Raw genomic sequence first — 11,556 nt, 5'->3', positions numbered from 1 at the left:
CGCATCGCTCGGTTTCCAGTATTGACTGGGAAACAGTGAGGGCTGCAGCGGACGGCGAGCCGCGCACTCCGGGCTAGAGCCCAATACCGCTAAGTTAAGCGTCGTTTCTTCAGATGAGGGCCCGTAGGCTCGCGCCAAACGGCTGATATTCGTTTGACATCAGCCGGTTCGCGCCAGCGTCCGGGCCCCCTCATTCATGTTAACTTAGCGGTATTGGGCTTTAGCCGTCAGCTCGACGCCTCCCCCCGCTTCATCGGCCAAGCTGAAGCGTAATTGTCGATTCACTGTCTCGTTGGGGTTCCGACGAATAAAATCTGCCTCCCCCTAGCGGAATCCTTCATTTTTTGACCACCAAATTTTTTGACCACCATCGTCTTGCCCGCCCCGTGCATCTTACACTCCAATCGCAGCCGTTCGGAGTCGTCGTCTTCTCATCGGACTAAAACACCGGTTGAACGAGGCGTTTTCTAGTCTTCGTTGCTAACGTTTCGCTACTCCGCCTGGACGTTGTAGCAGAACAACAGTCCTTGGTCGCGGATGTAGAGTTTTCCATTGGCGACAATCGGGTGCGCCCAGGCCTTTGCGCTGCTGCGATCGGGTTGCCCGAATCGACCGCGTTCCAGTAGCCCGTCGCGCGATGGCTCGATGAGCAGCATCTCTCCGTCGTCTTCGCCGCGCAGGTAAAGCCGTCCGTCGGCCAGCAGCAAGGAACCCTTAGGCCCCTGACGATCTCGCCACAGCAAGTCGCCGGTTTGAAAGTCCAGGCAGGTCATGACCCCGCCCCCGTTTCCTCCGTTCGCTCCGTACAGACATCCATCCACCACGATCATTCCGCCATGGTGGTTTTGCATTCTGGTCGTGAAGTAGACTTCCTCCGCAGTGATCCCTCCCCCTGCGCCTTTGACCAACTTCACGGCACCGCCACCGGCACCGTAGGCGGACGCCGCGAACAGCAAACCGTCTTGATAGATCGGTGTGGAACAGTTGATCCCCATGGCGTTGGCCGGCGCCTCGTATTGCCAAAGCAGCGTGCCATCGGCAGCCGAGACGCCGATGAGTGACTTGGCGGTCAGTTGAACGTATTGTCGTTGGCCTTCGAAATCGATCGCGATCGCCGAGGAGTACGCCGCGCCCGAGCGAGCACCGCCGCGTCCGCCGAAGCCGCCGCGTCCACCGCCGAAGCCGCCTCGGCCGCCGCCGAAGCCGCCGCCGGGACGGCCGCCGGCAAAATTGAAGGTGCCCGGATTGGTTTGACCATCGGCGAAACCTTGATCGGCCAACCAGACCTGCCCCTTGGCATCGGTCCAAGGCGTTGACCGACCGGCGTTGATGCGGATGGTCTCGGTCGTCGTCGCCCCATCGCCTTGCGGAACAATTTCAATCGCTTTGATGGCAGGATTCTCAACCTGTCGCGTGAACGTGATGTTCAGTTCGCCATCGGTCACTTCGACCGGAACCGATTCGACATAGGCCTTTCGTGGCCCGCCAGCCTTCGCCCAAATGTCAAAGTCTTTGAACGGCTTTCCCTCGACATTGAAGGTGAAGACGCGTTGGCCGGCATCGGTAATGCCGTTGTACGTCTCGGCAAAATAGAGCTTGGCGAGGTAGTTTCCGCTGGGAACCTTGTAAGCGAAACCGGTCATTCCCCAACGCTCGCTCTGGAATAACTCCGCATTCTCTGCTCCGGTGATTTCCGGAGCGGATCCGCGTTGGGGGGGTACCTCACGACTTGGAGGTTCCGGGCGACTCGGACGATCACTCTGTGCGTCTGCCGGTGCCTCTGCGGGTTCATCGGGCATTTGGCTTTTCCAATTCGTCTCTCCCGTCAACTTATTGAGCGCGACGATCATCGCATCGGGGGCACCCGGTGTGCAGACGACTTGATCGCCATCGACGAGTGGTGATTCGCGGTAACTCCACATCGGCAAGACACCGCCGAAATCATCGACGAGACTTCGTTGCCAAAGGACGCGGCCATCCTCCGCATTCAGACAGGCGACGCGTCCGCTCATGCCGATCACGTACAACCGATCGCCGTCTACCGACGGAGTGCATCCGGGACCTTCTTTCGACTGGGGCACGCGCTGTTCAATCGCGTCACCCAACGACGTGAACCAGATTTCCTGGCCGTCGTTTTCGGAGCGTGCCCATGCGATTTCCTTGCCGTCCCGATTGCTCATCCCGAAGAGCTTGCCGTCGGCGACGGCCGGTGCGCTGTCACCGCCTCCCAGTCCGTCGACTCGCCACGCCAACGGCGGACCGCCATCGGGCCATTGCTGCATCAGTCCCCCTTCTTTCGAGATCGCATTTCGATCCGGTCCCTGCCATTGCGGCCAATCGGCGGCGAAACCGATGACAGCGGAGCCAAGGAAGAACAGACTGGCGAGATACAATTTGATCATTGATTCAATTTCCGGGGAAGAGCGAAAGAGGTCGGGGGAATGGTTCGTTTGGCCCCGCAGGGTTCATCCGAGCATCGCGGAATCCAAAACGATCCAGCGAAATGCGACGAGCGTGCAGATCAAGCACCCCCACCACGATGCATGTTGTGCGCCTTTGTATTGACGCAGGAAAAACAACACCGTCAGACTGACCAGTACGCTGATCACCTTGAAGGCGGTCAGGGAGTCGCCATTGAGCAAGATTTGGTTTCCAAGCGGATTCATTTCGTGAAAATGAGTCTCCGTCGATTTGATCGTCGTCCAAAACAGGTCGATCACCGAGAGCAGACTGATCAGCACCAGCGATTCAACGACCGAACGAGTCGCATCGGGCGATGCATCGATATGAGTCCAGCGATGGCGGCGTGGCGGTGAAGTGGTCAGCAGATGCCCAAAACTGAAAGCGGCGATCATCATCGCGGCAACGGTAAAGACGTAAGATGTCCACGCGGCCCGGTTGGTGGAAGCAATCTCAGAGGCGGCACTGGCATCGGATTCGGCATTATCGGCTAGAAAGGAGTCCATCACTTCTTTCAACCGTCGAGTCGTTTCAATAGACGGTGCGTCATCACTCCAAAGGGAACTTCGCAATTGCAGGCCGTCGAACTGACCGAGGGCAAAGGTCTCGAAGCGTCCAATCTCAGAGCGGCTCAGTTCTCCATTGCCGTCTTCGTCGAGCCTCGGGAACAGAAATCGGTGGGTCTGCGGCAACTCAAGTTCCGTCAGCCCAAGGCTGTTGTCCGAGTCGCGGTTGATGAACCAATGCATCAGTCCACCGGCCGGCGGAGCGGAATGGTTTCGGCCGAATCCATCACGCCTCCATTCGAACCGGTCACCGGCAACTCCCCGGTCGCGGAGCCACATGGGGCCGGCGGAATCGCTGGACGTGATCGATGCGTCGCCGACGGAAATCGACAGCGGGTGCTGCGCCTGTGCCGTGATGCTGATGAAAGCGAACAGTAGAAACGATTTGCATAAGTTCATGATCAGATCTCTTTCCGCGGCACCCTAAATTTAAGAGTAGCCGGAGCACTAGGACTCAGGCTTCTACTTGATTAATGCGTAAACCACACGAGCTCGGGGCCAGACAAATCGGTGCAGAAAAAAAGACGTGGCAACGACGCAGAGACCGACGGCGCTGCTCACCCCGAAATTCGCTCATCGGCAAAGCGTTCCATCTGCTGCATCCGGGGGTCGTTCGCCGGTGTGTGCCCCTTCACGACGATACTCGCCTCGCGGTGATGCAGCAGGAATTCGATCCAATCGATCCATGGGATCATCGGCGAGCCTTTGGACTGGCTGACGCTTTCATCGAGCAATCGGTCCAGCAGCGTCTGTGACTGCTCGAATGAACGAACGGCATCTTCCGCGTTGCCCGTTCTGTGGTGAGCGATCGCGAGGAGCGGATGGGCGATTCCGCGTCCGAACCAGGGCGCCTGATTCGATTCCTGTAGCCGCTGGAGCGCGCGTTGATGATTTCCGGCTCGCAAATGCGCCCAGCCGGCGACGTAGAGGTTCACCCCATAGAACATCTCGGCGTATTTCCGTCTTCTTCGATCCGGTTCGCGGTTTGCCTCGGAGTCGTCCGGGTTGGGCATGGCAGCGAGCATCAGCTCGACACGATCGGCTAACTCTGCGGCCGCAGATTCGGTGACGTCACCGACCAATTGCCCTCGAATGGTCACGGCCATGGGATCGTCGTTTTCAACGCGTCGCAATTCGTTACTCAGTCTTTTGTAAGCGGCGGATTCTCCGGCAAAGAACAACAATTGCGGCACACCGGACAGTTCAGCCTGTTCGATCGGGCACCCGATTTCGACCGCTTTTGCAAAATCAGCCGCGGCGGCATCCCAGCGGCCGAGTTTTGCATTCAACCCGCCTCGCTCCAGCCAGACCAGGAAATATTTCGGCAAAATGCCCGTCGCTTCGGTGTATGCCTGGTAGGCCTCCGACCAGCGTTGGGCGTCGGCATTGGCGCGCCCCGACGCCAGCAGAACGGTGGTCGAATTGAGCCGATCGTTGAAGCGTTCCAATTCGAGCCGAGCGGCGTTGGCAACCTGCTCGGCCGCACGTGCTTCTTCCAACGCGATCTCTTTTTCATCGCGTTCCTTGATCGCCGCATGGGCCTGCCAGACACTGACCGCGGTTCCCAGAAGCAAGGCGCAGGCGACGATCGATGCGGTCGAGAGGCCGACTTTGTTTCGCCGCGCGAACTTGGAGAATCGGTACCAGGTCGAAGGCGGACGTGCTTCGACCGGTTGGTCGTTGAGGAATCGCGAGACGTCTTCGGCCATCGCGCCGGCGGTCGAGTATCTTCGGTTCCGATCCTTGTCCATCGCCTTCATCACGATCCAATCCAGATCGCGTTTCATCGCCGACGAGAGCGTTGCCGGGTCGAGCCGTCGATTGACGGCGATTGTGCTCGCCAGTTCGTTATTCAGCGTGCTCAGGCGAGTGCTAGGACGCGGCGGATCCTCGTCGCGAATGATTCGTCTAAGCTCGTCAAACCCCGCGCTCTGCAGCCGGTCCGGGGCAAACGGCGTCGAACCGGTCAGCACTTCATAGAGCAACACGCCGAGCGAATAAATGTCGCTCCGGGTGTCAACATCGTCGGTACTCATCGCCGCCTGTTCGGGACTCATGTAGGCCGGTGTGCCGACCATGGAGGCGAACCGCGTGTAAATCGTTTTGACGGTCAAGCTCTGGCCGATCGCCTTGGCCACGCCGAAATCGATGACCTTTGCCAGCGGCTGACCATCCTGAAGTGTCACCAGAATATTGGACGGTTTCAGGTCGCGATGGATGATGCCTTTCTGGTGGGCGTGCTGGACGGCGTGGCAGATTGTGACAAACAGCTTGAGCCGCTCCGACATGTTCAACTGCTGGTGGTCGCAGAACTCATTGAGCGGGACGCCACGCACCAATTCCATGACGAAATAGGGTTGCGCCGTCTCCGTGACGCCGGCTTCGAACACACGGGCGATGTTGGGATGGTCCATCAAAGCGATCGCCTGCCGCTCGGCCTCGAACCGAGCCAGGACTTCGCGGGACTCCATGCCCGGCTTGATGATTTTGAGCGCAACCCGCCGTCGGACCGGTGCCTGCTGTTGAGCCACAAAGACCAATCCAAATCCGCCTTCGCCGATTCGCTCCATCAACTTGTAGGGGCCAACCATCGCCCCCGGGAAAAAGCGTGTTGTAGCAACACCGGCATCATCACTGACCAGATCCGTCGGCATCCAGGCGGCCCCGACCGGACGGTCGACGGGGTTTTTCTCCCGATCGTTCTCGCGAAGCAGGGCGCAAACGGCGGTCAAGAGCTGCTCGTCGCCGCCACACGCACGCTCGACATACGCGGCCCGCTCGGCCGGCGATTCAATCTCGAGGGCGTGAAAGAAGATCGACTTTTCGGTGACAACGGGCATGATGTTTCGACCAACGGTGGTGAATTCGGCGCAGGTATTTGTGTGAAAGCCAACTCCCACGAAATACAATGCGAATTCCGGCATCAGCCGGGGCCACCCATTTCAGATTCCCTCGCCCAAATTCAATTCGCGACCGAGCCATGCCCGGGCGAATGCCCAATTTCGTTTGACCGATCGCGGGGACATCCCGAGCGCTTTGGCCGACTCATCGACCGACAGCCCGGCGAAGTATCGCAATTGAACCAGCTTGGCCATTTCCGGTTCACATTCGGCGAGCTTGGTCAGGGCGGCATCCAGATCCAGCAATTCATCGACGTCGGCGGAGTCGACAATCGCATCGACTTCCGCGATCTCCAGCCGCTCGCGGTCACCGCCACGTTTGTGGCTCTGACGTCGGCGAGCGTTATCGATCAGAATGCGGCGCATGGCCTCGGCCGCCGCTGCAAAGAAGTGGCCACGATTGTCCCATTGCCGGACATCCTCGGCACCCACCAGACGCACATACGCTTCGTGAACGAGCGCTGTCGGCTGCAACGTCTGCCCCGCCGCTTCCTTGTCCATTTTGTGCCCGGCCAGTCGCCGCAGTTCGGCATACACCAGCGGCAACAATTCGCCTGCCGCCGCGGCATCACCGGCTTCGATTTGATTCAGGATTCGAGTAACGTCGGACACAAGAAGCGTATGGAAGAAAGTCAAGGCGGTCGCACGTCAATCGTCGACGTCCGCGATTGTATCGGCAGGTGTCGATTCTATCCCACTTTTATCGGGTGCGTTGCTGATGCATTCGCGTCTAGCAAGATCACGTTGATTTCGGAACATCGATTCAATCAAGGGACACTCCTGCGAATGACGCAGAACCATGCCCGCGGTCCGCCCTCGCTGAACGGCGAATGCTGCGGATCACGGCGGGTTTCGAAGCGGGCTTGCCGGATCGATTCCACCTGCCAGTCGTTTGCGAAGGCGGCGTGGATTTCGTCTTCTGAAATTCGCCGCGGTCCGTCGCCCGGCGGTTCCAGATCGCTGAAACAGATCAGGAACAATCTGCCGCCCGGTTTGACGACCTGCGCCAGAGCGTCGACATAGCGTGCGCGGTCCTGGTCCGAAAAAACGTGGAACAAGCCGCAGTCAATCGCCGAATCAAAGACATCGCCCAGCTCGTCCACGCGTAGCGCGTCCATCACCCGAAAGGCCGCCGGCAGTCCACGCTGGAGCGCCTTTCGCTTCGCCTGGGCGATGGGGAGTTCAAGAAAGTCGATGCCGGTGGTCTGGTGGCCCCGCTCGGCAAAGAAGAGCGAATTTCCTCCGGTTCCGCAGCCGACATCGAGCAGTCTGCCGGTGATCTGTTCGGCAGCCTCGACGAAGACCGGTTGCGGTTTGCCGATATCCCACGGAGCACTGCCGTCATAGGCTTGCTGAAAGTGCTCTTTGTTGTGAACGTTCTGCGACATCGGCCATTTCGTTCGAGTACGGTTCTTGCGAGTCCGGTTGTTTCGTTGAGTGAGCCGTGACGCGTCAGCGGCCGGGCATTCTGGCGTTGCCCAGGGCCTTCGAACCCGCGGCTCACTGTTGCCCCCACAGATCCGGCTCAAATCGACAGACGGTCGGCGGCTTCCGCGACCACCCTAAGATTTATTTTGGACAAACAATTAGAATCACCTCCCAGTTACTATCGTAACGTCTCTCACCAGCATCGCGTCTCGCCCAGGTCGAATGTGAACGAATCGAATCCGCACCGATTGCCGATTGCCTGCCTCCGGTCGGGGGCGTTTTGTTGCTTCGCCGGTTGGACTTGGGTGCATTTTTATTGGGAAGGCCCCTATGGTGTGTTGCTGTGGCAGGACGCCACGTACGACCTCGCCACACGGCTGGGACTCTCTTGGGACGAATTCGTCGGCACGGGGGCCGATGACGGTTTCGTGCAAAAATGGATTGCCCGGATCTGGTGGCTGTACCTGGCATGCACCCTCTTGACGCTCACGGTTCGCAAAACATCGTGGGTGCAGATGACCGGACTGGTACTCGGTAGCGGGCTATTGACGTTGCTCAGTTACGCCAGCTACGTCGCCGCACAACGTCAACTGCCGATGTTCATCGAACACGGGGGCCAGATGTTGATTCCGACGATTCTGGTGATGGCACTCGCCCTTGGCGCCGGCCACCGGGTCACGGTGACGACGGCGATCATCGGATTGATCATGACGTTTGCCGGTCACGGCTGTTATGCGATCGGATTTTGGCCGACGCCGGGAAATTTTTATGCCATGACGACGTTGATCCTGGGCGTTGAGTATCCCACCGCACAGTTTTTGCTGCGCGCGGCCGGCATTCTTGATTTTGCCGTCTGCGTCGGAATCTGCATTCCCTACCTACGTCGCGCGACCGCGGTGTACGCGACCGCTTGGGGATTCCTGACCGCCATCGCACGCCCCGTCGCAGGCATGTCCTGGGGACTCAACTACTGGGGGGCCGATCAATTCCTGCACGAAACCGCGCTCAGGGCGCCGCACTTCGCCATTCCCCTGTTTCTGTTCTGCCTGTGGCGCAAACCGGGCGAGAAGGAAGCTCTCCAAGCTCGGCAGCCGGTCACCGCTGAGTTACACTAGATCCCGAATTCCCCCGATCGATAGGAAAACGAATGAATCGACAACCATACAAACGAGCCGGGCTCTGCTGCCTGGCAATCCTTCTGGCCGTGGCTCCGGCAACCGCCCAACAAAATGCCCAACGACGACCGCGCCGCGCCGTCCTGGAGATCCCCGAGGTCGAACGCAGCGAGGTGATTTGTTTTGCGCTCTACACGGTTCACGACAACACGCTCAAACTGACCGCCCAACTCTATCCGCTTCAGTCCGGTGAGAGCCGAACCGTGCGGCTGGAAATCGAAAAGGACGGCAACTGGGTGGAAGTCGCTCGAACGAGTGTCGTCGAACCCGGTTGGACGGCGCCCTTTCGAGTCGAAAACTGGGACGACACCCAAGCGTCTAACTACCGGGTTTTGCATGGAGCCGAAGCGAACTACGAAGGCGTCATACGCAAGAACCCCGTCGACAAGGACGAAATCGTCGTCGCCGGCTTTACCGGCAACTCGATCCAACCGGCCCATGGCGGCGACATCTCACGACAGGACCTGATCGACAATGTTCAACAAATCGATGCCGACGTGCTGTTCTTTTCCGGCGACCAGGTTTACGACCACAATAAACACCTCGCCGCCTGGTTGAAATTCGGACGCGACTTCGGCGCCATCATCAAGGACCGTCCGACGCTTTGCCTGCCCGACGACCATGACGTCGGCCAGCCCAACTTGTGGGGCGAAAGCGGAAAGATCTCCACGATCAGCGGCAACGCCGATGGCGGTTATCGCCAGCCGGGAATCTATGTCCAAGAAGTCGAACGCGCTCAGACCAGCCACTTCCCCGATCCGGTGGACCCGCGAAAAATTGGCCAAGGAATCGGCGTCTACTTCACCAATTTGAATTGGGGCAACATCGACTTCGCCATTCTGGAAGACCGCAAATTCAAAACCGGTCCGGCCGGCCGAGTGCCCAAACAGGGACCGCGCCCCGACCACATTCGCAATCCCGAGTACGATCCCGCCAGCGTCGATGTCGACGGTGCGATCCTGCTGGGTCAGCGACAACTGGATTTCCTCGACGACTGGGCCCAGGACTGGCGCGACGCGAGCATGAAAGTTGCCCTGTCGCAAACCATCTTCTGCGGTGGTGCACACATCCACGGCAGCGCCAACGGTCGATTGCATGCCGACATGGACTCCAACGGCTGGCCACAAACCGGACGAAACCGCGCCTTGAAGGCACTCCGCAAAGCCTTTGCGTTTCACTACGCCGGCGATCAACACTTGGCCACGATCTTTCATCATGGCATCGACGAACATCGCGACGCCATCTGGTCGTTTTGTGTTCCCTCGATCGCCAACCTGTATCTCCGCTGGTGGGAACCGCTGGAACCCGGTCAGAACCGCGAGCCGGGCAGCCCGGACTACACGGGTGACCATCTCGATGGCTTTGCCAACAAGGTCACTAACTACGCGGCAGCCAACCCCGAGAAGACGCCAGCTGGCAACGTGCTGAACACACGATCGGCCGGATTCGGCATCGTCCGTCTGAACACCAAAACCCGTCAGATCACGATGGAATGTTGGCCGCGGAATGTTGACGTGACCGATCCGTCGGCCAAGCAGTATCCCGGCTGGCCACGTACGATTTCGCAATTCGACAACTACAATCCGCCGTCTTGGGGAAAACTCGGGGAGCTGACCTTTGACGTCGATTCACCCGTCGTGCAGCTCGTCGATCGCGACAGCGACGAGATCCTTTACACGGTTCGCATTGCCGGAAAGAGATTTGTCCCGGCAGCCCCCAAGGACAAAACCTTCAACATCAAGGCTGGCAAAGACGCACCCGAAACGATCGTCGTCCAAGACGCCAAGGTGGGTGGTGCGGCGCAGTCGGTCAGCTTGAAGTAGTCACGCGACGGTACGACGACCTTTCCAGGCCGTCGAGGAGAGTCCTACGGACGACGGCCCGGAAGGGAAACGCTATAAAGTATTCTTTCCCTCTGCTAGACGAGGCTTTAGCTCGAAAGGTGTTCGCGGAACGGCGGAAGCCCAATACCGCTAACAACAACACCTCGCTTAACGCCAAAGTAGGAGGCACTGGGCCGGTGTCCGGACACCCCAACCTCCGCTTCACTTCTCGCTCAGCGGCACATCACGGAACTGCCGGTGACAGGCCTTGCAGTTGGCAGAGATCGCTGCCGCGTGGCGCCGCACAGCCTCGGGCGGTGGCGCGTCGGCCGCAGGAGAAGTCGCCGCCCAGCCGCGCAAGGCATCTTCGAGTGCCTCGGCGGCTTGCTCGGACTCACGCAAGGATTGCCGAAACAGGTCCGATTCCTTCAACACGTCCTCGCTGCGGAGCAATTCTGTGAAGTGCTCTCGCATCAACAACGCCTGATGAGCGGGAGACAGGTCGGGATGGTCTGCCGGTGACCGCCAACCCGCCTCCGCGATCAGTTTCAAATGGTGATGCGTGTGCCCCATCGCCACCATGGCTTCAGCCATCGGCGGGACCTCGACGGACTCCGGAAAATCCACGCTCAGTTCGTCCAGCAAAGCGGATTCCAGCGGCGTGACGACGCGTGCCGATTCGTACAGTCCGCGATAGTGATGACTGGTTCCGGCGAGTTGCAAAATCGCCAAACTCTCGGATTTCGGGATCAACCCCGCCGCCACACAGGCGACACTCGCCGCCGCGGGGCTGCGATGCTTTCCGTGGTGACAGTGAATGTAGATCTTTCCTTCGAACCCTCGAACGGCTTTCGCCAGTTCCTTCACACGCTCGTCGGGAATGCCATCGTATCCATGCGGCAGATGGATGTACCGCAGTCCGTACTTTTTCGCGGTCTCCACGTCGGGCTTCATGCCATCGACGCTGATCACGGTCGTTACCCCGAGCGACTGCAACGCCTCAAAGGCTTTCTCTCCATCGGGTAACCCGCCGGAAATCACCTTCGGATGCACCTGGATCGGATTCGGCAGATGTGGTGCATCGATTCGTCGTGGTGAGGCTTTCCGTTGGGCGTCCGGCGATGCGATCGCAGTCCTACCCGGATCGTTGCTGCCGACCTGATCGCCCCGCTGCGAACAACCTGGGAGCATCACCAGACCAACG

Annotated in this window: 8 protein-coding genes; 2 read left to right on the top strand and 6 right to left on the bottom strand. The window is 59.3% G+C overall.

The features are described from left to right. Positions 1 to 491: 491 nt before the first annotated feature. From NZK35_RS21815 to NZK35_RS21795, 5 genes are all read right to left on the bottom strand, one after another. Positions 492 to 2,402 carry an outer membrane protein assembly factor BamB family protein gene (locus NZK35_RS21815; protein WP_259634642.1) on the bottom strand — a complete coding sequence of 637 codons (1,911 nt, stop codon included), beginning with the start codon at positions 2,400 to 2,402 and terminating at the stop codon, positions 492 to 494. Between the two features lie 63 nt (positions 2,403 to 2,465). Beyond that, complete coding sequence (locus NZK35_RS21810; RefSeq protein WP_259634641.1) at positions 2,466 to 3,425, bottom strand: hypothetical protein; 960 nt, start codon at positions 3,423 to 3,425, stop codon at positions 2,466 to 2,468. Between the two features lie 158 nt (positions 3,426 to 3,583). Then, positions 3,584 to 5,866, bottom strand: a complete 2,283-nt coding sequence (locus NZK35_RS21805) for a serine/threonine-protein kinase (RefSeq protein ID WP_259634640.1) — start codon at positions 5,864 to 5,866, stop codon at positions 3,584 to 3,586. A 102-nt stretch (positions 5,867 to 5,968) separates the two neighbouring features. Further along, complete coding sequence (locus tag NZK35_RS21800) at positions 5,969 to 6,538, bottom strand: ECF-type sigma factor (RefSeq protein ID WP_259634639.1); 570 nt, start codon at positions 6,536 to 6,538, stop codon at positions 5,969 to 5,971. A 155-nt stretch (positions 6,539 to 6,693) separates the two neighbouring features. Next, entirely contained in the window at positions 6,694 to 7,314 is a 621-nt protein-coding gene (locus NZK35_RS21795; protein WP_259634638.1) for a class I SAM-dependent methyltransferase, read from the bottom strand. A 345-nt stretch (positions 7,315 to 7,659) separates the two neighbouring features. On the opposite strand from NZK35_RS21795, the gene NZK35_RS21790 reads away from it, so the two are divergent. Continuing rightward, positions 7,660 to 8,469, top strand: a complete 810-nt coding sequence (locus NZK35_RS21790; RefSeq protein ID WP_259634637.1) for a hypothetical protein — start codon at positions 7,660 to 7,662, stop codon at positions 8,467 to 8,469. A gap of 32 nt (positions 8,470 to 8,501) precedes the next feature. Further along, a complete protein-coding gene (locus tag NZK35_RS21785; RefSeq protein WP_259634636.1) occupies positions 8,502 to 10,352 on the top strand; it encodes an alkaline phosphatase D family protein in 1,851 nt (616 codons plus the stop codon). Positions 10,353 to 10,574: 222 nt separating this feature from the next. Here NZK35_RS21785 and NZK35_RS21780 read toward each other — a convergent pair whose 3' ends face one another. Beyond that, positions 10,575 to 11,543 (bottom strand): protein-tyrosine phosphatase family protein, encoded by a 969-nt coding sequence (locus tag NZK35_RS21780; RefSeq protein ID WP_259634635.1) that lies wholly within the window; start codon positions 11,541 to 11,543, stop codon positions 10,575 to 10,577. Positions 11,544 to 11,556: the final 13 nt, after the last annotated feature.

The organism is Stieleria sedimenti, assembly GCF_025060895.1.
Taxonomy (GTDB): domain Bacteria; phylum Planctomycetota; class Planctomycetia; order Pirellulales; family Pirellulaceae; genus Stieleria; species Stieleria sedimenti.
This window is presented reverse-complemented; position numbering and strand designations above follow the sequence as displayed.